Below are 22,684 nucleotides of genomic sequence, written 5' to 3'. Positions count from 1 at the left end.
GCCCTGGCGGGCATTGACGGTAGGCCGGTGGATTGCGCGGCCAGCGACAGCTACCGCTCGGTGAACGCGCGAGCGAAGGAATCGATCATCGGCCGTACCAGATACTCGAAGAAAGTCCGGTCGCCAGTGTTGATGAACGCCTCGACCGGCGTTCCGGGATAAAGCTGCTCGGGCTTCACGCCAGGCGGTAGGTCGGCGGCAATCCTGAGTTTGACGCGGAAATAGGGCTCATGCGTGGCCTCGTCGATGAGCCTGTCCGCGGAAATTTGTGCCACGGTGGCTGAAACCTCGGGGGTGAGCCGCATGTTCAAGGCGGACAATCGCAGTTTCGCCGCTTGGCCGACACGGACCTGATCGACGTCCTTCGGCCGCAGCCTTGCATCGACAATCAGACCGGGTGCCGTGGGCAGGATCTCCATGATCTTCTCACCGCGCGCAATCACGCTGCCCTTGGCATTATAGGTCGAAGACACCACAATGCCCGCGGCCGGTGCCTTGATCGTCGTGCGCCGCCGCACCGCCTCGGCCGCCCTGATCTGTTCCTCGATGTCGGCCAGGTTGGACCGAACCTCGTCCAGCTTCGTCAGCGCCTCTTCCACGCGTTGCGTGGTCAGCCGCTCGATCTGCTCCTGGGCTTCGACGATCTGGGTGTTGGCCGCCGCCAGATTGGCTTCCAGCGCCCCGGCCTGCCCGACGAGATCGGCCTCGCTGCGCAAAAGCTGCGAGTATTCGGTGCGATTGGTGAGGCCTTTGTCCAGCAGGCTGGTCTTGATGCCGAGCTCCTTCTTCACGATTTCGGCCTGTTGCTGAACGGCCTCTTTCTGGGACTGCAACCCCACGACCGACTGCCGATGCATGGCCACGCGCTGGGCGAGGATCGATTGTTCCGATCGGAACCGGGCGAGCCTGGCATCGAATTCCTTTTGCTGTTCTCGGATCAGGGCTTCGAAGTCGGCCTGGAGCGGTGCTGGCGCCGCTTTGGTGATTGGCGCGAGCCCGTCCAACCCGTCGCGTTCCGCCTCCAGCCGCGCCGCACTCGCCCTGAGCGCGATCGACTGTCTCGTCAGCCGGTTGAGCTCGGCCTGCGCGGCTGTCGGATCCAGCACGATCAGATCCTGGGCCTGTTGGACGCGATCGCCGTCATGGACCAGCAACGCCTCGATGAGGCCGCCGTCGGGATGCTGGATCAGGATGTTTCCGCCGGTCGCCGAAATCGTCCCTTGCGTGATCACCGCTCCAGACAAGGGCGCGCTGACGGCCCAATAGCCAAGGCAACCCACCAACAGCGCCGTTGCCGCGTATCCGGCGAATGCCACCCGCCTTATGTTGGTACGCGGGTTGCCCTCCTCCCAGGCGAGGCTGTGCGCCGCCATCATCTACGATCCAAAACGGGTGTTATGGGCGCGGATCGTCGTGGCGAACGACCCTGTCACCACCGTATTCGGCTGCGCGGGAAGCCCCTTGCCAACGACCGAATGCCGGAGCACCTCGCTGCTTGGGCCGAAAGCTTCGATCGCGCCGCCGCGCAGAAGCATCACGCGGTCGCAGGACGCGGCAATCGAAGGGCGGTGCGTGATCACGACCATCGTGACGCCGGCCGCCTTCGCGGCGGCGAGTACCGCCTCGAGCGCCGCTTCACCCGTGCCGTCGAGATGCGTGCTGGGCTCGTCCAGGACGAGAATTCTCGGATTGCCGTAGAAGGCGCGCGCCAGCCCGATCCTCTGACGTTCGCCGCCCGACAGCATTCTGTCCGACGGACCTATCAATGTCTGGTAGCCGTCCCGCTGCGCCAGGATCAGCTCATGCGCCTCAGCCCGCCTAGCTGCCTCGACGATCGCGGCGTCATCTGCGTCGGGGTCGAAGCGGGCGACGTTTTGCGCGATCGACCCTGGAAAGAGCTCGACCTCCTGCGCGAGGTAGCCGACATGCTTTCCGAGCTGGTTTTCGTCCCAGTTCCTGAGGTCGGCGCCGTCGATCCTGACCGCGCCGCCGGTCGGCCGGGCAGCGCCCACAAGCACCCGCGCCAGGGTCGATTTGCCGGCGCCGCTCGGGCCGACGATGGCCAACGCTTCGCCGGCGCCGATTTGGAAGTTCAGCCGCTTGAGGATGGGTTCGGTGCCGGGCTGCGCATTCGGCGCCATGAAGAAAACGTCCTGCACGGAAATCGCGCCCGCCGGATCGGGCAGGATCAGTTTGCGCGCTTCAGCCGGACGCGCCGCAAGCGCCGTCTCCAGCCGCTTCCACGCTCGCCGGGCGTCGGCGATCTGCCGCCAGGCGCCGATCAACTGGTCAAGCGGCTGCAGCGCGCGCGACGACACCAGCGAGGAGGCGAAGATCATGCCTGCCGTCATCTGCCCCTTGAGCACCAGCCATGCGCCGGCGCCGAGGATCGCCAGTTGCAGCATCATGCGCAGCGCCCGCGAGGCACCGCTGAAGATCGCATTGGCACTCGAGGAACGGTCATGCAAGGTGAGCGCTGCCGCCACATGCCGTCCCCAGACCCGCGCGGCGTTCTCCACCATGCCCATGGCGCGCAGCGTCTCGGCATTGCGGGCAAACGCCTGTTCCGCCTGGCTCGCCAGGGCCGAACGCTCCGCGGACAAGGCGTCGTTCCTGCCGATGGCAAGCTGGTTGGCCACGACCAGCAAAAGCAGAAGCGCCGCGCCGGCGACCGTCACCCAGAACAGCACCGGATGGATGAGATAGAGCAAAGCCAGGAAGACAGGGGCGAAAGGCAGGTCGAACAACACCGCCACGCCGCGCGACCTGATGAAGGCGCAGACAGAGGCGAGATCGCGCAGCGGCGACAGGCCGCCAGCATATTTCGCGCCAAGCGAGACGGCGAATGTGCTGGCGCCCAATTTCCGGTCGAGGGTCGCCGCAACGCGCTGCGTGTAAACGGCGCGGATCGCGTCCAAAAGCCCAAGGAAAACGAGCGCGAGAACCGCGATAACAGAAAGATAGACAAGCGTCTCGACACTGGAGGATGGCAGCACGCGGTCATAGACCTGCAGCAGGTAGAGCGGAATCACCAATAGCAGGATGTTGATCAACAGCGAGAAGACGCCGACATCGGCGATGGCGCGCGTGAAGACCGGACGTAGGCCAGACGGTCCAGTCATTTCCACATTCCCCGACGGCGCATGTTCCCGAGACCCTACGCGTGCCCCCCGAACTCGGAACCGCCGTGCGACATGCTGTTGCTATGCGTTGCGGCACTGTGCGTGTCGATGCTACTGGCGATGTTCAGGGCGTTTGCCGGCGCATTGTCCAGCGTATAGGCGCGGATATAGTCGATCTTCATCTCTGCCGGCGTGGCCAGATGATCCGGAGGGGCGCCGGCAAAGCCGCCGACCGCGAGATCGACCAGCATGTACATGGGCTTGTTCATGTCGGACGGCGTCGCCGCTTCCGCGACCTGCACACCGTCATAGGTCCAGACGAGCTTGTCCGGGGTCCAGAGCACACCATAGGTGTGGAAGCCGGCGGGGTTCGAGACACTCACCGTCGACGTGACCTTGGTGTGCGTTCCCGTCTCATTGCTGTGCGCCGTCATGATCAATGAATTCGCGGCTTGGCCGGCCGTTTCCACGACATCGAGTTCCGGCGGCCACGAACCGTCTTCCGGAAGCAGCCAGAAGGCCGGCCAGGCGCCGGCATTCTCGGGCAGGTCGGCCCGTATTTCGAAATAGCCATAGGTCTGCGAGAAGGAATCGTGGGTCGTCAGAATGCCGGAGGTGTATTCGTAATTGTTGATCAGCGGCTTGATGTCCGCCGGCGCCTGCGCCGCGGTGATGGTGAGCACGCCGTTATTCACGCTGAACGGATGGACGGAGCTCGTCGGTGCGTAGTTGGCGTCGATGTACCATTGCAGCTCGTTGTTGCTGGTCAAAGTACTGCCGTTCGGCGCTCCCCACCAGAAGTTGGTATCCCACGTGCCGCCCTGGCTGTTGTGAAGGTTCAGCGCGTTGAAATCGTCGCTGAAGGAGAGCTGCATTCCGGATTTGTCGATCGGCAATTCGAACTGGCTGGGCTGCAGCTTGTCGATGGTCGTGTCCTTGAACTCGAGGATCTCGCCGGACCCGAGGTTCAGCAGCACGTTCGATCCGGCCTGGATCATGCTGGAGTGGATGGCGTCGAACGAAGTGAACCCATAGCCATCAAGGCGGACCGTGTCGGTGGCGGCAAAATTCGCTATCAGGTCGCTTCCGTTGCCTTTCGAGACGACGAAAGTATCGTAACCGCCGCCGCCGTCGATCAGCACATCGTTTCCGGCGCCGCCGTCCAGAGTCTGGTGTCCGGCCTTGGCGGTGATGATGTTGTCCAGCCCATTGCCGAAGGCATAGTTGTTGGCGTTCGTGACGACGAGGTTCTCGACATTGTCGGGGAGCTTGTAGCTCATCCATGTGCTGACCGTGTCGATGCCTGCCCCAGCGGCCTCCGCCACCTTGTTGCCCGCCGCATAGAGGTAATAGATGTCATCGCCCGTGCCTCCGTGCATGGTGACGTTGACACCGGATGCTCCGTAGAATGAGTCGTTCCCGGAGCTGCCATACAAGTCCGGCCCGGACCCTGCCGCCGAGTACCAATGGTTGGAGGCGCCGCTGTAGGGGAGAGGAACACCTAAGGCGTTGACGAAGAAGCTCATCGGACAAATCCTCCTCGTGATGCCTGGCCTGCTCGGATCGTTCGATTCCAGGCGGGCGCATCCGGACCAACGTTGCCATGCACGACACCGTTCCAGGAACTTGCCACATAGTTCAACATTACATCGACGTTTTCCGGTCTGAGAGCACAACAACCCGACGAATGGTCTACAGGTCGTAATTCGGCCAACGATCTATTTAATAAAATTTTACGTTAGGCGCGGATCAACTTGCGCGCTTCCCCTCAAACCGCGACTTCGATCGGCTCGGCAAGTCTGGGGTTGGAGCGCGCGGCGATCAGGCAGCTGGTCACGATGAGGCCGGCTCCCGCCAGCGTCGTCCAGGTCACCGCCTCGTCGAAGAAGAACCACCCGAGCGCGATCGCCCAGATGAAGGCCGAATATTCGGTCGGGATCAGATATTGCGCTTCGGCCCGCGCATAGGCCCAGCTCATCAGGAACTGGCCGGCGAGCGACAGGGCCGTCACCCCCGCGAGCGGAAGCCAGAGATTGCCGGGCAGTGCAATGGCGAGCCAGGGTGCGGCAAGACCAAGCATGACCCCAACACAAAGGTTCTGGAACAGCATGATCTCGATTGGCTTGGCCAGCATCGCCTGTCGCCGCGCGAGGATCAGATTGTAGGCATAGAACACCGTCGAGACCAGCACCGCCGCCGTGCCGAGCAAGGCATCGCCGGCATAGGTCTTCTGCCCGAACTGGCCGGCCACGATGATTGCGACGCCCGCAATGCCGGCGAGCGAGGCCCAGATCGCCTTGCGCTGTATCCTTTCGCCCCGAAGCAGCGCGGCCAGCAGGAGCGCGAACAGCGGCGCCACGAAACTTAGCCCGACCGCCTCCGCCAGCGGCAGCCTCGCAAGCCCCCAGAAGAATGACAGCAGGACAGTGCCGACAACCACCGCGCGCAGGGCATGCAGCCGCAGCACCGAGGCGGCGGGAAGCGAGCGCGGCCCCGCCAGCCAGCCCGCGCCCGCGACCAGTGTCGCCAGCATGCTGCGCCACAGCACCGTGTTGTAGACACCGACAGCGATGACCAGCACCTTCATCGCCGCGTCCATGCCGGACAAGAGGAAGATGGCCAGCGCGCAGATGAGCACCGGGATCATGGGGGAAACGGCGCCGGCCAGGCTGGATGATTTCACGCGGGTTTACTCGAGGTGGCGAATGCAAGCTGACATATCAGCGCAAAAGCACAGGGCCAGATGGCAGCCTCGCCCATGTGGCGGTCCAACGCTTTCGGTCTTGGCGTAATCGCGATTCGAACTTTTTTGCCGCTCATGTCGATTTCGCCATCCCCCGTTCGTCGTATGATCGAACCAACCCGAACAAGGAGAAGACCATGCGGTTCATGATGCTGATGATCCCCGGCGGCTACGCGGAGGCGGCGCCCGACGTCAGGCCCGACGCCAAGGGGGTAGAGGCAATGATGAAATACAATGAGGAGCTCAAGAAGGCCGGCGTGTTGCTGGCGCTCGATGGGCTGCATCCGCCGTCCTCGGGCGCGCGGGTCAGCTTCAAGGGCGGCAAGCCCGTCGTCACCGACGGGCCGTTCGCGGAGGTCAAGGAAGTGCTGGGCGGCTATTGGGTGATCGACGTGCGCTCGCGTGAAGAAGCCATCGAATGGGCCCGCCGCTGCCCCGCTGGAGAGAATGAGGTGATCGAGGTTCGCCGCGTCTTTGAGATGAGCGATTTCCCCGAGGACGTCCAGAAGGTGGTGGAAGGCTTCAGCGAGTTGAAGGATTGACGGCCACAGCCACCATCGAAGCGGTCTGGCGGATCGAGCAGCCGAAGCTCACCGCCAGGCTCGCCCGCTATCTCAGGGATATCGGGCTGGCCGAGGAGATCGCCGGCGATGCCTTCCTGCTGGCGCTGGAGCGCTGGCCCCGGGACGGCATCCCGCGCAACCCGGCCGCCTGGCTGACGGAGGTCGCCAGGAACCGGGCGCTCGACCGGCTGCGCCGCACCACCATGATCGACGGCAAGCACCGCGAACTTGCCATCGACCTCGCCGAGCTGGAGCGCGAGATGCCCGACATCGAGGCAGCGCTCGACGAGGACATCGACGATGACCTTTTGCGGCTGATCTTCACCGCTTGCCATCCCGTCCTGCCTGCCGAACAGCGCGCGGCCCTCGCCCTGCGGTTGTTGGGCGGGCTGTCGACGCTTGAGATCGCCCGCGCCTTCCTCGTGCCCGAGGCCACCGCCGCCCAGCGCATCGTGCGCGCCAAGCGGGCGCTTCGCGATGCCGCCATCCCGTTCGAAACACCGCGCGGCGAGGAGCGGCGCGAACGCCTCGCCGCCGTGCTGGAGGTGGTCTATCTCATCTTCAACGAAGGCTATGTGGCGACCGATGGACCGGACTGGCTGCGCGCCGATCTCTGCGGCGAGGCGCTGCGCCTTGGCCGTTCCCTGGCGGCGCTGATGCCCGACGAGCCGGAGGTGCAGGGGCTGATGTCGCTGATGGAACTCAACGCCTCGCGCTTCCCTGCCCGCACCGGCCGGGCGGGTGAGCCGATCCTGCTGCTTGACCAGGACCGCGCCCGATGGAACTGGTCGCTCATCCGGCGCGGCCTCGACGGCCTGAACCGGGCGATGATCCTGACATCGACACCCGGCTCCTATCTCTTGCAGGCGATGATCGCCGCCTGCCATGCCCGCGCCGTGACGGCAGCCGACACCGACTGGATTGCAATCGCCGCCTATTATCAGGCCCTTGCCCTGGCGGCCCCCTCACCCATTGTCGAAATCAACCGGGCGGTGGCCGTCGGCATGGCGTTCGGCCCGGCGCAGGGCCTCGCCATCGTCGAGGCGCTGAAGGACGAGCCGCGCCTGAAGGACTCGCATCTCCTGCCCACGGTGCGCGGCGATCTTCTGGAAAAACTGGGACATCAGGCGGAAGCCCGCGCCGCGTTCCGCCAGGCCGCGCAATTGACCGGCAATGGCAGGGAGCGCGCCCTGCTGCTCGCGCGCGCGGGTGACTAGCTCATTGGCCTGCATCCACCGCAAGCCGGTGCGGTGGTCCACCCTCAGTGGGCTTCCGGTGGCGGCGCCTTCGGCGTGACGTTGCGCAGGAACGGAACCAGTGCCGTCGCGATGACGAAGGCGGCCATGATGACCAGGAACGCATCGGCATAGGCCATGGTTGACGCCTCGCGATAGGCGAGCGCCCACAGCTGCTTCAGCGAGGCGGTATGGCCGTCGGCGACGGCGCCGGGCAGTTGGCCGTAGCGCAACGCGATAGTGTCGACGACCCGCATCGCCGCCTCGTTCTGCGGCGTCAGGTGCGAGGCGATCGTCAGGAAATGGAAGTTGGTGCGGTCGTTCAGGATCGCGCCGCAAATGGCGATGCCGACCGCGCCGCCGAGATTGCGCATCGTGTTGAACAGGCCGCTGGCATATTTCAGCCGCTCCGGCGGCAGGCTGCCGAGGCCGAGATTGACACTCGGCGCCACGGCGAAGACCTGCGGGAAACCACGGAACAGCTGCGGGATCAGGAGCTCGGCCGCACCCCACTGGCTGGTGATGGCGCTGAAACTCCACATCGAGGCGCCGAAGGAGGCCAGCCCGAACATCATCAGCCAGCGCGTGTCGAAGCGCTTGGCGAGAAAGATGTAGACGGGCACGCCGACCATCGAGGCGACGCCGGTGGAGAACACTGCGAGCCCGGTCTGCAAGGCGTCGTAACCCCGGACATAGCCGAGGAACAGCGGCGTCAGATAGATCGTGGCGAAGATGCCAATGCCGGTGACGAAGGACAGGAAGCAGCCAATGGCGAAATTGCGGTTGCCGAAGGCGCGGAAATCGACCACCGGCTGCGAATAGGTCAGGCTGCGGATGACGAACAGAACCATGGTGATGCCGGCGACGATGGCGCCATTGCGGATTGTCGCGTCGTCGAACCAGTTCCAGCGCGAACCTTCCTCCAGGACATATTCCGCCGTGCCCAGGCTGACCGCCATCAGCACGATGCCGGTATAGTCGGCGCCCTTCAGCAGCGACGGATCGGCCTTGTCGATCTTGACCAGCAATGCGACGAGGATGGTGATGATGGTGCCCGGAATGACGTTGACATAGAACAGCCAGTGCCAGTTCAGCGTATCGGTGATCCAGCCGCCGATGACAGGCCCGAGCGTCGGCGCGATCGAGGCGATGCTGCCGACCACCGCGGCCGCATAGACCCGCCTCGGCCCCTGGAAATAGTGGAACGACGAGGTGAAGACTGTCGGGATCATTGACGCGCCGAGCAGCCCTTGCAGCGCCCGGAACACGATCATGCTTTCGATGCTCCAGGCGAAGCCGCACAGCATGCTGGCCAGCGTGAAACCGGCAGCCGAAATGGTGAACAGCCAGCGTGTCGAAAACACCCGGGTCAGCCAGCCCGACAGCGGAATGACGATGATTTCCGCCACCAGATAGGACGTCTGCACCCAACCGATCTGGTCCTGCGCCGCCGACAGGCCGCCGCCAATGTCCTGCAGGGACGACGCGACGATCTGGATGTCGAGCAGCGCGATGAACATCCCCACGCACATCACCATGAACGGCAGGATGCTGGCGAGGAAGGATTGCGGGCGCTCCGACATGATGCCCTCAGTGTGCGCCGGTATCGACCGTCACGACGGTGGAGAGGCCTGGCCGCAGTGCGACCTTCCGCGCCTGGTCCGGGTCGATGGTGATGCGGACTGGAACGCGCTGGACGATCTTGGTGAAATTACCGGTCGCGTTCTGCGCCGGGATGACGCTGAAGATCGCCCCCGTCGCCGGCCCCAGGCTGCTGACATGGCCCTTGAGCGGCTGGTCCGGCGCGATGTCGGTATAGACCGTCGCCGCCTGTCCGTCGGCCATGCGCCGCAACTGGTCTTCCTTGAAATTGGCGTCGACCCACAGCCCGCTCTCCGGAACGATCGTCAGCAGATAGCTGCCCGGCGAGACATAGGTGCCGACCTGCGCCAGCCGGTTGCCGACGAGGCCGTCGATCGGAGCACGGATCTGCGTGAAGCCGAGATCGAGTTCAGCCGTGTCGAGATCGGCCTTGGCGGCCAAAACCGCGGCGGTGGCTTCCGAGATCTGCGTGGTCAACACGTCGAGCTGCTGCCTGGCGGCGGCAAGCCCAGCACGCGAGGCAGCGACGGAGGCCTTGGCCTGCCCGTCGGCGGCAAGGCTTCTCTGCGCGTCCTGCTGCGAGCCGGTCTTGGTGCTGGCCAGCACCTCGTAGCGCTTGGCGTCCTGTGTAGTGAACGTCGCGGCCGCACTCTTCGCCTCGAGATCGGCCTGCGCCTGTTCGATCAGCGAATTCTGCAGCGAAACCTGGGCGCGAAGATTGTCGAGGGCCGATTGCTGCTGCTGGACGGAAGCCCGCCCACGCTCCACTGCCGCCTTGAAAGGCCGGTCGTCGATGCGGATGATGAGCTGTCCGGCGTCGACATGCTGATTGTCCTCGACGAGGATCTGATCGATATGCCCGGCGACGCGTGGCGCCAGCGGCGTGACATTGCCGCCGACATAGGCATCGTCGGTCGACATCAGGTAGCGGCCGGCCTGCCACCACTGAAAGCCATACCAGCCGGCGACGCCGATGGCGATCGCGGCACCCAGCATGACGAAGGGCTTGCGGCGGCTTTTGGCGGGCGCGGGGATCTGGACGGCGGATGGCTGCGCCGGCTGCAACTCGGCGGCGGAGAGAACCTTGTTCATTTGCCTCGCGCCTCTTCACGGCTTTGCTCAACGTTGTCGATGAGCGGCAGGCCGGAACCCTCCGTGCTGAAGCGATAGCGCTGCCGCATGCGGTCGGTGGCCCGGGGCGCCGTCGCCATGGTAAAGCCCCCGCCGTCGAGTTCCCGACCGGTCTGGCGGTCGACCAGCACAGGCTCGGCCCAGCGCCCGTCCGCTTTGTCCACCACCACAAGGCTCGGGCCTTCAGGGGCCAGATGCTTGTTGCCCCAGGCGAGCAGCGAAAGCAGCACCGGGCGGAAATCGCGCGCCTTGGCGGTCAGCACATATTCATGGCGCAGCGGCCGCTCGCAGTAGGCGCGCTTTTCGAACAGGCCACGCTCGACCAGGCTGTTCAGCCGGCGCGTGAGGATGTTCGGCGCGATCTCCAGGCTCTTCTGAAACTGGTCGAAGCGCGTCAGCCCTTGGAACGCGTCCCTGAGCAACAGGATGCTCCACCACTCGCCGACATCGTCGAGGCTGCGCGCGATTGGGCACGGGCGGGTCTCGAAGCTTGTTTTTGCAACCATGGCCGGAGGTCTCTTTCAAAATGAAAGTCACCTATAGCCATGTTAATTGCATTATGCAAGTCACTCGAATGTGATCGCTGGAGGCGACCGCCGATTCTGGGAAATGAGATGGGCCCCCAAACAGCAGTCGCGCCGCCGCCAAGGCATGGCTGCGGCGCTGGAAAACGTCGCGCGACGTGCCGTCAGGGCTGCTTGATGGCCTCCCCAGAAAATAGTTCCGTCAGGGCACCAGCACGACCTTGCCGGTCGAGCGCCGCTCGTCCAGCAGTCGGTGCGCCTCGCCGGCCTGGCCGAGCGGGAAGCGGCCGCCGATCGCGACCCGCAGCCGACCGCTCGCGGACAGCTGGAACAGTTCCGACAGGGTCGCCCGCAACACCTGTGGCGACAGAAGCGGCAGCAGCGCAAACCCCCTCAGCGACTGGTTGCGGCCGATCATGGCTTCCAGATCGGAAGGTTCGAGCCCATAGCGGCCGAGCGCCGCGAACACCAGTTCGCCGCCGGACTCCAGCGCCTGCAGCGACAGAGCCGTCAGCGCGCCGCCAACCGTGTCGTAGATGACGTCGGCCCCCTCCCCGCCTGTCAGCTCGCTAACGCGCGCGGGCCAGTCAGGCCTGATGTAATCGACGCCGGCATCGGCGCCGAGCGACAAGGCAAGGTCGATCTTGCCCGCGCCGCCGGCGGCCGCGATCACCTTGGCCGCGCCCTTTGTCTTGGCTAGCTGGACAAGCAGCGATCCAACGCCACCGGCGGCGGCCAGCACCAGCACCGACTTGCCCTCTGGCGGGCTCTGGCGCAGCAGATGCAGCGCCGTCAGCCCCTGCACCATCAGCGCCGTCGCTTCTTCGAACGAGACGTCGTCCGGCAGCGGCACGGCGAGATCGGCCGGCATGGTCACCTGCTCCGCATAGCCGCCATAGGGACGCTGCGAGGCAAACAGCGGCGCCGCGACACGTCTTCCCAGCAGCGCCCCATCCACCCCTTGCCCGACGGCTTCGACGACGCCAGCCACTTCCACGCCGGGAAACATCGGCAACTGCGGGGTTACCGTGTAGCGGTCCGCGCGCATCAGCGCCTCGAAGAAGTTGATGCCGGCGGCCCGCACCCGGATCAGCACCTCGCCGGGCTGCGGCAGCGGCGCCGGCAGGTCGACGACCTCCAGCACCTCGGGACCGCCGAAACGGCTGAATTGAACGGCTTTCATGGCAAACTCCGATCGCACTGGCATCGGCCTTGGTTTGCCACTATCTGCGAGGCCGCGACTACACACTCATTTGTCCCCTGCTGACCAGGAGGTGACCATGGCCGGTCCAGCCAGCAAGATGCCAATCAAGCGACTGCCGATGCTGCCGGCGGAGCGCGCACTGAAAGTGATCGGCGGGCGTTGGAAGGCGGTCATCCTCTACCATCTCTTCGATGGTCCACGGCGGCTGTCGGCGCTGAAGGCGATGATGCCTGGCATCACCCAGAAGGTGCTGATCCAGCAACTGCGCGAGATGGAGGAGCATGGCCTCGTCAGCCGCGAGATCTTCGCCGAAGTGCCCGCCCGCGTCGAATATTCGGCGACCAGCCTGGGCCTCAGCCTCGAGCCGATTCTGCTGGCGCTCTGCCAGTGGGGCCAGCATCACGCGGACGAGCTGGACGAGAAGCACCGGCTCGCCGACTGCATCATCCGGCCAAGGCAGGCACGGCACGCGCACCTGGCATAGATCTCATTGACGGGACGGGTTGCCGACGCCGGCTGCCCATCGCAGACTGTCTGCAGAACGGATCGGCGAATGCACCGCACAGCTTCGAGCGAACTTCATTCCACCTACGCTCTTGGTGACCTGCGCATCACCGCTTTGCGCGATGGTTATGTCGACATGCCGGTCAGACGGCTCCGGCAAAACGGCGACAAGCCATTTGGCGATGACTTGCCGGTGCAGGTCGCGTTGATTGGCGGTCAACTCAGGCTCTCCGTCAACGCCTTCGCGATTGACGATGGGAATGAGATCATCTTGATCGATACTGGCGCCGCGAATGCCTGGCACCCGACCATGGGCCGGCTTCCCCAGGCGCTGGACGAAGCCGGCATCGATGTCGAAAAAGTCCGCACCGTCTGCTTCACCCATACGCATCTCGACCATATCCAGGGTCTTGTGCTTGCCGACGGCCGGGATGCTTTCCCGCGCCTGGCGCGCTTGCTCGTTCCGAGGCAGGAACTCGACCTGTTCCGCGCCGAAGCGCGGCTCGAGCGATTTCACGACATGGCGGAACCATTCGAAGCCGGAGACCGTCTCGGGACCTATGTCGACATTATCGGCGCTCACGGCCATGAAGTGGGTCACAGCTGCTTTCGCGCTTCGAGCGGCGGCGAGAGCATTTTGATCTGGGGTGACACCGTTCACGTCCCATCGCTGCAGTTCGATCGGCCCGAGGTGACGTGGGAATTCGATACGGATCAGGACCAGGCGCATCAGAGCCGGTTGCGGCTGCTGGCGCTTGCGGCGGATGATCATTGTTTCGTTGCCGGCGCGCATCTGGATTCGCCCGGCATTGGCCGTGTCGTCCGTTCTGGCGGCACCTTTCGATTTGAGCCGCTATAGCCCCTATAATCGAAAAGGGCGGCGCAAGCGCCGCCCCATATCCCTTGCGAGGATAATCCGACCGGCGATCAGGCCGCCTTGATTTCCTCGTTGACCACGTCGGCATCGCGGGCCTTCTTCAGCGCCTTGGCCCACCAGGCGACGTCGTTGACCAGCGCGGTGGCGGCCTGGTTCAGATGCTCGAGGTCTTCGAGCTTCTTCTCGCCCTGGCGCACGGCGAGGTAGTCGCCCCAGGCGATGTGGACAGCCGACTTGACCGGCGCCATCTGCAGCTCGACGGCATGGAGGCGGAGCTGCTCGACGGCGCGGGCGCCACCGACGCTGCCATAGCCGACGAAGCCGGCCGGCTTCTTGTTCCATTCATTGGCGGCGTAGTCGATGGCGTTCTTCAGCACGGCCGTCGGGCCGTGATTGTATTCGGCGGCGGTGAAGATGAAGCCGTCAAATTCGGCGACTTTCTTCTGCCAGCGCTGCGCCACTTCGTTGGTCGACGGCACCCAGGCGGAGGAGGCGACTTCGTCGAAGAAGGGCAGCGGGAAATCTCTGAGGTCAACGACTTCGACATCGATATCGGCATGCGACTTGGCGATCTTGGCGATCCATTGGGTCGGTATATCGGCGAAGCGCGCGGCGCGCGTCGAACCGACGATGATGGCGATTTTCGGCTTTGACATGGGGGCTCTCCATTCCAGTAAAAAGCTGGTATCGTTTAGATACCGGCGCTATATGAGATACTGTCAACTGCCGACGCAAGGAGGCACCGTTTTGTTACTGAGGCACCCGCACAACACCGAAGACTGCCGCGCGATTTCGGAAATCCTGCAGCGCGTCGGCGACAAATGGACCGTGCTCGTGGTCGGCAAGCTTGGCCACGGACCGCTGCGTTTCAACGAGTTGCGCGCGGCTGTCGGCGGCATCTCGCAGAAGATGCTGACCACCACCTTGCGCGGGCTGGAACGCGACGGCTTCGTAACCCGCACCGTGTTTCCGACCATTCCGCCGCGCGTCGATTACGAACTGACCGAACTCGGTCACGAACTGTTGATCCCGGTCAGCGCGCTTGGCGAATGGGCACGCAGGAACACCCAGCGTGTGCGGGAGGCACGCGAAAAATTCGACGTCATGCACGGCTGAAACCCTTGCGCTGCAAGGGATCCGAAGTTTTGCGTTGAGCGCAATTGCCTAGGACGGCAATTAGAGCCGTGGTTCTCTAAACGCGATCCGGCAATATAGCCTTACGGCGCTTGAGCACGACCATCCAGGCGCTACCTGGGCAACGGCAATCGCGGACCAAAGGCAACCATTCAGCTTCTCGGCGCCAGGCCATCGCAGGGCGCCGTGCTCAGGGCGCGCATATCGCGGCCGGCTTGCGGTCACCCTTGTCGCCTTGCGTACAGGCGATGGGCCGAAGGTCGTTTTTGACTTCGGCATAAGCGGTTACGCCGAGCAGGCAGACCAAAGCGACAAGGGCTGCCACGAGCCAGCTGTTCAGTATGTGTTGACGCATTGTCTTTCCCCCAACGCCGGCACAATCGGGCGTCAAGGCAACCATTGGATGTCGGCAAACGCATTGCCTGCACGGGCGATGTTACAATTGCCTTGGACTGCGAGAACGGAGGATCGCGGGAAGCGGGCTTTCGTCAACCCTCGGCCGGAACGGCCTTCGGCTTGCCGTCGCCGTCCAGCGCCACCATGACGAAATCGGCGTGGGTGACCTTTTCCATCAGGTCGGAGAGATAGCGCTGCGCCCAGGCCTCGACCTTGAGCGTCATCGAGGTGCGGCCGACGCGTTCGACATGGGTGTAGATGCACAGCGTGTCGCCGATCTTCATCGGCTTGGCGAAGGACATCTCCTTGACCGCCGCCGTCACCACGCGGCCCCGGGCGCGCTCGGCGGCGCGGATGCCGCAGGCAAGGTCCATCTGCGCCATCACCCAGCCGCCGAAGATGTCGCCGGCGGCGTTGGCGTCCGAAGGCATGGCCAGCGTGCGCAGCGTTAGGTCTCCGATCGGCCGTCCGTCCGCGTAGTGCACCATGCGAGAAATCCCTTGAGATCGACTGCCCTCGATCCCGTAGCGTCATGGCGCGGACGCGTCAACGCGCTCCGGGCAAAGCTTCGCCTGGCCGCTAGAAGTAGCGCGCCAGGTTCGAGCGGATGCGATCGAGAACGGTCTTTCCGGAAATGTCAGGGACGAACTGCTTGCCCGTGATCGCCTCGTAGGCCTGGGCATAGATGCGCGAGGCCTGTTCGATGATTTCGTCGGGAATCCTGGGGATCGGATCCTTGTAGGGATCGCAGCGCGCCGCCACCCAGGAGCGGATGAAATCCTTGTCGAAGCTCTCCGGCCGCGTGCCGCTTGCGAGAGCCTGTTCGTAGCTTGCCGCGATCCAGTACCGGCTGCTGTCGGGCGTATGGATTTCGTCGGCCAGGATGATCGTGCCGTTCTTGTCGGTGCCGAATTCGTATTTCGTGTCGGCGAGGATCAGGCCGCGCTCGGCGGCGCGCGCCTGGCCGCGGGCGAACAGCCTCAAGGCGTAATCCGAGACGATATCCCATTGTGCCGACGTGAGCAGTCCCTGTTCGAGTATCTCTGCCTTGGACAGCGGCTCGTCATGGCCGCCATCCGCCGCCTTGCTTGTCGGGGTGATTACCGGCTCGGCCAGCTTCTCATTGTCGCGCAGGCTGTCAGGCAGGCGCATGCCATACATGTTGCGCTCACCGCGCTTGTAGCGCGTCAGGATCGAGGTGCTGGTGGTGCCGGCGAGATAGCCGCGCACGACGATTTCGACCGGCAGGATATCGAGCCTCGTGCCGACGACAACATTCGGGTCGGGATATTCGAGCACATGGTTCGGGCAGATATCGGCGGTTTCCTCGAACCAGTAGCGCGCCGTCTGGGTGAGAATCTCGCCCTTGAACGGGATCGAGGTCAGGATGATGTCGAAGGCGCTGAGACGGTCGGTGGCGATGATGATGCGCCGCCCGTCCGCCAAATCGTAATTTTCACGCACCTTGCCCTTGTAGTGGCCCGGCAGCTCGGGAATGAACGCATCCGACAGGGTCCGCATATGATTTCCTGCCTTCCGCAGATTTGGCCGATGCCCTCGCATAAGCTGTCGGCCCCATGCATATCAAGCGCGATTGTCGGTATTCCCCGCAACTCGACCTCGCATTCCAGTCGCATTTTTCACAACGCATGCCGGAAGGCCCGGCGACGCGGCGAACCCGTCGCGTCTAGGCTGCGGCCAGATTTCCGGAGCCGCCCGTTTCAATCATGCAGACCTTTGACTTCATTATCGTCGGCTCCGGTTCGGCCGGCTCGGTGCTCGCCGACAAACTGTCGGCCTCCGGCCGCTTCTCGGTGCTGGTGCTGGAGGCCGGCGGCACGGATCGGCGCTTCTACGTGCAGATGCCGCTCGGCTACGGCAAGACCTTCTTCGATCCCGCGGTCAACTGGAACTACAAGACGGAAGCCGATCCCGGTCTCGGCGGCAATGTCGACCACTGGCCGCGCGGCAAGCTGCTCGGCGGCTCGAGCTCGATCAACGCCATGGTGTGGATCCGGGGTGCACGCGAGGATTTCGACGACTGGCGCGCCGCCGGCAATCCCGGCTGGGGCTATGACGAACTGCTGCCGATCTTCAAGGCGCTCGAGGACAATGAGGCCGGCGCCGACAGATGGCGTGGCACCGGCGGTCCCCTGCACATCAGCGAGACGGCGAACGCCGTCCATCCGCTGACCAAGCGCTATCTCGCCGCCGGCCAGCAGGCCGGCCTGCCGCTCAATCCCGATTTCAACGGCGCTGCCCAGGAGGGCGTCGGCACCTACCAGATCTCGACCAGGAACGGCCGCCGCATGTCCGCCGCGCGTGCCTTCCTGCGGCCGGCGATGAAGCGCGGCAACGTCCGCGTCGAGACCAACGCGCTGGCCAGCCGCATCCTGTTCGAAGGCAAACGCGCCGTCGGTGTCGAATATCTGCAGAACGGCCAGACGAAGACGGCGCGTGCCGGCCGCGAGGTGATCCTCTCCGCCGGCTCGATCAACTCGCCGCAACTCATGCAGCTCTCCGGCGTTGGCCCTGCGGCTTTGCTCAAAGGTCTGGGCATCCCGCTCGTCCACGCCAACGAGAATGTCGGCGCCAATCTGCAGGACCATGTCGGCATCAACTACACCTTCAAGGGCAAGGTGCCGACGCTCAACCAGATCCTGCGCCCCTGGTGGGGCAAGCTGCTGGTCGGCATGCAGTACATCCTCACCCGTTCGGGCCCGCTGTCGCTGTCGATGAACCATGGCGGCGGTTTCTTCCGCACCGACCCGGCGTTCTCGCGTCCCAACATGCAGCTCTATTTCCAGGCCTTCTCGACTGTCATCCCGAAGAGCGGCGAGCGGCCGATCCTGACACCCGACCCATGGCCCGGCTTCTCCATCGGCTTGTCCAATTGCCGCCCGTCGAGCCGGGGCGAGATCATGATCCGCTCCGGCAATCCGCTGGACTATCCAAAGATCACCGCCAATGCCTATTCCACCAACGCCGACGTCGAGGAGATGCTGGCGGCGGTGAAGTTCGTGCGCAAGATCGCCTCGATGCCGGCAATGGCGGAAATCATCCGGGAAGAGGTCCTGCCCGGCCCGTCGATCCAGTCCGACGCCGACCTGATCACCGATTTCAGGAAACGCTCCGGTACCGTCTATCACCCGGTCTCGACCTGCCGCATGGGGCCTGATCCGCAGCGCGCCGTCGTCGATCCGCGCTTGAAAGTGCATGGCCTCGAGGGTTTGCGCGTCATCGACGCCTCGATCTTTCCCGACAACATCACCGGCAACACCAACGCCGCCTCGGTCATGACCGGGTGGAAGGGTGCCGAACTGGTTCTGGAGGACCAAAAATGAAGATCACCGACGTCAAGACCTGGGTTGTCGGCAACCCGCCGCCCGGCATCGGCGGCAAGTATTTCATCTTCGTCAAGCTGACCACCGATGGCGGCGTGGTCGGTTATGGCGAAGCCTACAACGCCACCTTCTCCGCCCATGTCACGGCGAAAATGGTCGAGGACATGGCCGAGCGCTATCTCGTCGGCCGCGATCCGCACGACATCGAGAACTTCTTCCGCCGCGCCTATTCCTCCGGCTTCACGCAGCGCCCCGATGTTTCCGGCATGGGCTGCTTCTCGGCGCTCGAAATGGCCTGCTGGGACATCATCGGCAAGGAGGCCAACAAGCCGGTCTACAAGCTGCTCGGCGGCCAGGTGCACGAGACGCTGCGCTCCTACACCTACCTCTATCCGCACACCGGCAGCGTCCATTCCGAGGACGCGCCAGACGGCAGGAATGTCTACAACGACCCCGAAATGGCGGCGGCCTGCGCGCTCGAATATGTCGAGCAGGGTTTCAATGCCGTCAAGCTCGACCCGGCCGGCCCCTACACCGCCTTCGACGGCCATCAGCCGCGCCTGCTCGACATCGATGTCTCCACCCGCATGATCAAGGCGATCCGCGAGGCGGTCGGCACCCGCGCCGACATCCTGTTCGGCACGCACGGCCAGTTCACCGCGTCGGGCGCGCTGCGCATGGCCCGCGCCATCGAACCCTACGATCCCTTGTGGTTCGAGGAGCCGGTGCCGCCCGACATGCCAGAAGTGATGGCGCAGGTGGCGCGAGGCACGTCGATCCCGATCGCCACCGGCGAGCGGCTGACGACCAAGTTCGAATTCGCCCGCGTCATCGAGAACCGTGCGGCGACCATACTGCAGCCGGATCTCGGCCGCTCCGGCGGCATTCTCGAAACCAAGAAGATCGCGGCGATGGCCGAGGCCTATCACATCCAGATCGCGCCGCATTGCTATTGCGGACCAATCGTCGGCGCCGCCAACATCCAGCTGGCGGTGACGCTGCCCAACTTCCTCATCCTGGAATCGCTGAAGCAGTGGGACGGTTTCCACGCCACGCTCTTGAAGAAGAAGATCGAGTGGCATGACGGCAATGTCATCCCGTCGAAGGAGCCGGGGCTGGGCGTCGAACTGAACGAAGCGGTCTGCGATGCGCATCCCTACACCGGCAAGGATCTGCATCTGCAGATGATGCAGACGCCGTTGATGCCGTGAGCGAGAGCTACGCCTTCATCGGCCTCGGCCATCTCGGCGGCAACCTTGCCGCCAGCCTGATCCGCAACGGCTTTGCCGTCACCGTCTTCGACCGCGACCCGGCTGCGGTCGAGCGCCTCGTGGCGCTCGGCGCCACCGCTGCCGACAGCCCAGCCGAGGCCGCCACCCGCGCGGGCAACGCTGTAACCTGCCTGCCCTCGCCGAAGGTCAGCGAGGCAGTGCTTGCCGGGCCTGGCGGGTTGCTCGAAGGCTTGCCCAAGGGCGGCACCTGGATCGAGATGTCGACCAATGGCCGCGACGAGATCGTGCGTCTCGCGGGCCTCGCTTCGGCCAAAGGCGTCGAGACGCTGGAATGCCCGGTCACCGGCGGCGTGCATCTGGCGGCGGTCGGAAAAATCACCGCGCTGGTCGGCGGCGATGCCGCGCTTTACGAACGCCACCGCGCGGCCATCGAAGCAATGTGCGCGCGCTCCTTCCTGATGGGGCCGATCGGTTCGGCTGCGGTGATCAAGGTGATCACCAACATGCTGGCCTTCATCCATCTCGTCGCCGCCGGCGAAGCACTGATGCTGGCCAAGCAGGGCGGGCTCGACCTCGCCCAATCCTACCACGCCATCGTTGCCTCCTCCGGCAACAGCTTCGTCCACGAGACCGAAAGCCAGCTCGTCCTCAATGGCTCCTATGACATCGGCTTCACCATGGACCTGGCGCTGAAGGATCTTGGTTTTGCGTTGGGCATGGGCAAGGATTTCGGCGTGCCGCTGGAGCTGGCATCCCGCGTCAACGCGATTTTCGAGCAAGGCAAGGCGGCCTATGGCGGCAGCGCCTGGTCGACCCAGATCGTCAAATTGCTCGAGGATGCCGTCGGCACCGACCTGCGCGCGCCTGGTTTTCCAGCCAGATTGGAAATCTGACTGGAGAGCGGAAAGCCAAGCAATTTCATCTGCTTGAATCGATAGCCGGATTCAGTTTCGAAAAGACTTGAATCAATCTGGCAACGCCTTGATTCAATATCTGAGCGTCAGCGCGCCGGGCAGGATCTCGAAGGTCGCCGGTATGCGTCCGGGCGACTCACCGTCTATGTCCACCAGTGCGTCGTTCCCTGCCCCATCGTCGAGCGGTTCGACAACCACTTTCTTGCCGCGCAGGATCGTGATCGCCGGATGGTTGCGGTGCCGCCCGCCATAGAGCAGGCGGATGTCCCAGATCAGCTTCAGCTTGCCAGCCGCGCGCAGGATGACGATATCGAATTGCCCGTCGGTCAGTTCGGCGTCGGGCGCGATCATCATGCCGCCGCCGAAGAATTTGCCGTTGGCCACCGCCACCAGTGCCATACGCGCCTCGACTGGCGCACCGTCGTCGACGGTGATCCGCACATGCTGGAAGCGGTAACGGATGAACTCGACCACCGTGCGCCACAGGAATAGCGCCTTGGCCGACATCTTGCCCTTGCTCTTGTCGGCATTGACGGCGCGGTCGGTGGCGCCCGATAGGCCAAGGCTGGCTATGTTGATGAAGTGGCGGCTGGCCAGTGCGCCATGGTCGTCGATGTAGCAGATGCGCCCGGCATCGACCTTGCGGCCCTCTGCACCGGCGATCCGCTTCAAGGTCGCATCCACGGCTTTCGGCAGGCCAAGACCGCGCGCGAAATCGATGCCCGTGCCGCATGGCAGCAGGCCAAGCTCGGTCGTCTTGCCGCTCTCCTCGAATGCTTGCAGCAGCCCGTCGGCCACTTCGCTGGCGGTCCCGTCGCCGCCGGCGGCGATCACCAGATCGAAGCCGGTGGCGGCGAGGTCGATGGCCAGCCGTTCGGCATCGCCCTCGGCCTGCGTCTCGCGCAGCTCGAAATCGCCGAAGTGTCTTTTCAGCGAAGCGGCAACCTCAGGCCAATGCCGCTTCAGCCGGCCGCCACCGGCTATCGGATTGAGAACCACCCCGACTTTCAATACGCACCCTCCCCGGCGCCGAGCATGAACGCTCGATCGTTTGCCGGCATTGAAGCCCGCGCCCGTCGGCGGAGCAAGGGGCGCTGTGGATTGCAGCATCGAAAAGAGGGGCAGGCTGTCTAAGGCAGCGGGCACCGAAGTTCTTGGGCTCTCGCCAAACGGTCCCCGATAATCCCGCTATCCACAGGCCCAGGGCCATTCCTCGGGACCCTTACCCGGCGTACGTTAAACCCATCTCAGGCGGCCACTGATCGCCCAGCCGAAAGGCGAAAGTGAAAGGCGGATTTCCTGAGGCCCGTACGGCCCGCAGCGAGAGCAGGCTTGCCTGTTTCGAGGGACGGTAGCCGAGACCTACGGGGCCGCGGAAAGCGTGCCAACGCCGACGGCGGACCGATGCTGCCATGAAGGACGGCAAAAACCTTCGATGGCACGCAGGGCAAAGCCCGCAAGGGCCAAGACCAGCGTGGTCTGGAACGGACACTGCCTTTGGGGTGGTGGCTGGCAGGACCGTCAAAATCAAGGCCGGCATGGCGCGACGACTTTACGGAAGTTGCTGCCGCGACCGTGTCCTGATCTGACAGGGAGGCGCTGGGAGAAATCCCGGCGCCGACTGTCGTTTCATATTCCGCACAATTTTTCCGGTGTTTCCGGTTGGGGCTGCAACCGGCGGCAAAATCAGCTAACGTTCGACGTCAATTGAAGGGGGATACTTCATGACGCTCATCCAGAAGCTGGCCGTTGCCTATGCTTTCCTGTTCTTCGCCGTCGTCGCCATCGGCTACATACCGGCGTTCAACGATGCCAATGGCAATCTGTTCGGCCTGTTCTCATTGCAATGGTACGACGACCTGCTGCACGCCTTCTCCGGTGTCTGGGCGCTGGCCGCCGCCTTCATCTCGCACCGCCAGGCCGTGTTCTATTTCAAGCTGTTCGGCTCGGTCTATCTATTCGATGGCGTGCTCGGGCTGATCACCGGCTCCGGCTGCCTCGATGCCGGCATCTTCATCAACGGTTTCCGCTCCCTCAACGATATCGAGTTCCCCGCCCGCTTCTTCGCCAATTTGCCGCACATCGTCATTGGCGGCTTCGCCGTCTATGTCGGCTTCTGGCTGTCGAAGCGCATACACGACCACTTCGCCACGGCCTGA

22 protein-coding genes are annotated in these 22,684 nt (G+C 64.2%); 9 read left to right on the top strand and 13 right to left on the bottom strand.

Annotated elements, in window-relative coordinates; genetic code table 11:
- Positions 1 to 50: 50 nt before the first annotated feature.
- The 4 genes from ACWGS8_RS06225 to ACWGS8_RS06210 all read right to left on the bottom strand — a co-directional run bounded on the left by ACWGS8_RS06225 (position 51) and on the right by ACWGS8_RS06210 (position 5,769).
- Positions 51 to 1,373: an HlyD family type I secretion periplasmic adaptor subunit gene (locus ACWGS8_RS06225; RefSeq protein ID WP_454580074.1), complete on the bottom strand. Its 1,323-nt coding sequence runs from the start codon at positions 1,371 to 1,373 to the stop codon at positions 51 to 53.
- Between the two features lie 3 nt (positions 1,374 to 1,376).
- The gene (locus ACWGS8_RS06220) at positions 1,377 to 3,122 is read right to left on the bottom strand and encodes a type I secretion system permease/ATPase (RefSeq protein WP_454580073.1); all 1,746 of its coding nucleotides are present in this window, start codon (positions 3,120 to 3,122) and stop codon (positions 1,377 to 1,379) included.
- Positions 3,123 to 3,157: 35 nt separating this feature from the next.
- Positions 3,158 to 4,648, bottom strand: coding sequence for an endo-1,3-1,4-beta-glycanase EglC (eglC, locus tag ACWGS8_RS06215; RefSeq protein ID WP_454580072.1), 1,491 nt, complete (start codon positions 4,646 to 4,648; stop codon positions 3,158 to 3,160).
- Positions 4,649 to 4,890: 242 nt separating this feature from the next.
- Positions 4,891 to 5,769: a DMT family transporter gene (locus ACWGS8_RS06210; protein ID WP_454580126.1), complete on the bottom strand. Its 879-nt coding sequence runs from the start codon at positions 5,767 to 5,769 to the stop codon at positions 4,891 to 4,893.
- A gap of 233 nt (positions 5,770 to 6,002) precedes the next feature.
- Between ACWGS8_RS06210 and ACWGS8_RS06205 the strand changes: the two genes are divergently transcribed.
- On the top strand, positions 6,003 to 6,407 hold the full coding sequence (locus tag ACWGS8_RS06205; protein ID WP_454580071.1) for a YciI family protein: 405 nt from the start codon (positions 6,003 to 6,005) through the stop codon (positions 6,405 to 6,407).
- Entirely contained in the window at positions 6,404 to 7,645 is a 1,242-nt protein-coding gene (locus ACWGS8_RS06200) for an RNA polymerase sigma factor (protein WP_454580070.1), read from the top strand. The genes ACWGS8_RS06205 and ACWGS8_RS06200 overlap by 4 nt, the downstream gene beginning before the upstream one ends.
- 44 nt (positions 7,646 to 7,689) lie before the next feature.
- Here the strand turns inward: ACWGS8_RS06200 and ACWGS8_RS06195 are convergent, their stop codons facing one another.
- The 4 genes from ACWGS8_RS06195 to ACWGS8_RS06180 form a co-directional block, all read right to left on the bottom strand.
- Complete coding sequence (locus ACWGS8_RS06195) at positions 7,690 to 9,246, bottom strand: DHA2 family efflux MFS transporter permease subunit (protein ID WP_454580069.1); 1,557 nt, start codon at positions 9,244 to 9,246, stop codon at positions 7,690 to 7,692.
- Positions 9,247 to 9,253: 7 nt separating this feature from the next.
- Positions 9,254 to 10,357, bottom strand: a complete 1,104-nt coding sequence (locus ACWGS8_RS06190) for an HlyD family secretion protein (protein ID WP_454580068.1) — start codon at positions 10,355 to 10,357, stop codon at positions 9,254 to 9,256.
- Positions 10,354 to 10,902 carry a winged helix-turn-helix transcriptional regulator gene (locus ACWGS8_RS06185; RefSeq protein WP_454580067.1) on the bottom strand — a complete coding sequence of 183 codons (549 nt, stop codon included), beginning with the start codon at positions 10,900 to 10,902 and terminating at the stop codon, positions 10,354 to 10,356. Before ACWGS8_RS06185 ends, ACWGS8_RS06190 begins: the two co-directional genes overlap by 4 nt.
- Positions 10,903 to 11,122: 220 nt before the next feature.
- Entirely contained in the window at positions 11,123 to 12,103 is a 981-nt protein-coding gene (locus ACWGS8_RS06180; RefSeq protein ID WP_454580066.1) for a quinone oxidoreductase family protein, read from the bottom strand.
- A 97-nt stretch (positions 12,104 to 12,200) separates the two neighbouring features.
- Between ACWGS8_RS06180 and ACWGS8_RS06175 the strand changes: the two genes are divergently transcribed.
- Positions 12,201 to 12,608, top strand: a complete 408-nt coding sequence (locus tag ACWGS8_RS06175; RefSeq protein ID WP_454580065.1) for a winged helix-turn-helix transcriptional regulator — start codon at positions 12,201 to 12,203, stop codon at positions 12,606 to 12,608.
- Positions 12,609 to 12,677: 69 nt separating this feature from the next.
- Positions 12,678 to 13,487: an MBL fold metallo-hydrolase gene (locus tag ACWGS8_RS06170; RefSeq protein WP_454580064.1), complete on the top strand. Its 810-nt coding sequence runs from the start codon at positions 12,678 to 12,680 to the stop codon at positions 13,485 to 13,487.
- Positions 13,488 to 13,555: 68 nt separating this feature from the next.
- Here the strand turns inward: ACWGS8_RS06170 and ACWGS8_RS06165 are convergent, their stop codons facing one another.
- Positions 13,556 to 14,161, bottom strand: a complete 606-nt coding sequence (locus ACWGS8_RS06165; RefSeq protein WP_454580063.1) for an NADPH-dependent FMN reductase — start codon at positions 14,159 to 14,161, stop codon at positions 13,556 to 13,558.
- A 91-nt stretch (positions 14,162 to 14,252) separates the two neighbouring features.
- On the opposite strand from ACWGS8_RS06165, the gene ACWGS8_RS06160 reads away from it, so the two are divergent.
- Positions 14,253 to 14,621: a winged helix-turn-helix transcriptional regulator gene (locus tag ACWGS8_RS06160; protein WP_027047286.1), complete on the top strand. Its 369-nt coding sequence runs from the start codon at positions 14,253 to 14,255 to the stop codon at positions 14,619 to 14,621.
- A 208-nt stretch (positions 14,622 to 14,829) separates the two neighbouring features.
- Here the strand turns inward: ACWGS8_RS06160 and ACWGS8_RS06155 are convergent, their stop codons facing one another.
- From ACWGS8_RS06155 to ACWGS8_RS06145, 3 genes are all read right to left on the bottom strand, one after another.
- Positions 14,830 to 14,994 carry a hypothetical protein gene (locus tag ACWGS8_RS06155; RefSeq protein ID WP_454580062.1) on the bottom strand — a complete coding sequence of 55 codons (165 nt, stop codon included), beginning with the start codon at positions 14,992 to 14,994 and terminating at the stop codon, positions 14,830 to 14,832.
- A 133-nt stretch (positions 14,995 to 15,127) separates the two neighbouring features.
- A complete protein-coding gene (locus ACWGS8_RS06150; protein ID WP_454580061.1) occupies positions 15,128 to 15,523 on the bottom strand; it encodes an acyl-CoA thioesterase in 396 nt (131 codons plus the stop codon).
- A 91-nt stretch (positions 15,524 to 15,614) separates the two neighbouring features.
- A complete protein-coding gene (locus ACWGS8_RS06145; RefSeq protein WP_454580060.1) occupies positions 15,615 to 16,556 on the bottom strand; it encodes a phosphoribosylaminoimidazolesuccinocarboxamide synthase in 942 nt (313 codons plus the stop codon).
- Between the two features lie 206 nt (positions 16,557 to 16,762).
- Here ACWGS8_RS06145 and ACWGS8_RS06140 point away from each other — a divergent pair, with 206 nt between their 5' ends.
- From ACWGS8_RS06140 to ACWGS8_RS06130, 3 genes are read left to right on the top strand one after another with little or no spacing between them, the layout of a single operon-like run.
- A complete protein-coding gene (locus ACWGS8_RS06140) occupies positions 16,763 to 18,379 on the top strand; it encodes a GMC family oxidoreductase (RefSeq protein ID WP_454580059.1) in 1,617 nt (538 codons plus the stop codon).
- Complete coding sequence (locus ACWGS8_RS06135; protein WP_454580058.1) at positions 18,376 to 19,590, top strand: mandelate racemase/muconate lactonizing enzyme family protein; 1,215 nt, start codon at positions 18,376 to 18,378, stop codon at positions 19,588 to 19,590. The genes ACWGS8_RS06140 and ACWGS8_RS06135 overlap by 4 nt, the downstream gene beginning before the upstream one ends.
- On the top strand, positions 19,587 to 20,504 hold the full coding sequence (locus ACWGS8_RS06130; RefSeq protein ID WP_454580057.1) for an NAD(P)-dependent oxidoreductase: 918 nt from the start codon (positions 19,587 to 19,589) through the stop codon (positions 20,502 to 20,504). The genes ACWGS8_RS06135 and ACWGS8_RS06130 overlap by 4 nt, the downstream gene beginning before the upstream one ends.
- Positions 20,505 to 20,597: 93 nt before the next feature.
- Here the strand turns inward: ACWGS8_RS06130 and ACWGS8_RS06125 are convergent, their stop codons facing one another.
- Positions 20,598 to 21,536: a diacylglycerol/lipid kinase family protein gene (locus ACWGS8_RS06125; RefSeq protein ID WP_454580056.1), complete on the bottom strand. Its 939-nt coding sequence runs from the start codon at positions 21,534 to 21,536 to the stop codon at positions 20,598 to 20,600.
- A 713-nt stretch (positions 21,537 to 22,249) separates the two neighbouring features.
- Between ACWGS8_RS06125 and ACWGS8_RS06120 the strand changes: the two genes are divergently transcribed.
- On the top strand, positions 22,250 to 22,684 hold the full coding sequence (locus ACWGS8_RS06120; RefSeq protein WP_095792823.1) for a DUF4383 domain-containing protein: 435 nt from the start codon (positions 22,250 to 22,252) through the stop codon (positions 22,682 to 22,684).

It is taken from the genome of Mesorhizobium sp. 43Arga, assembly GCF_053714255.1.
This window is presented reverse-complemented; position numbering and strand designations above follow the sequence as displayed.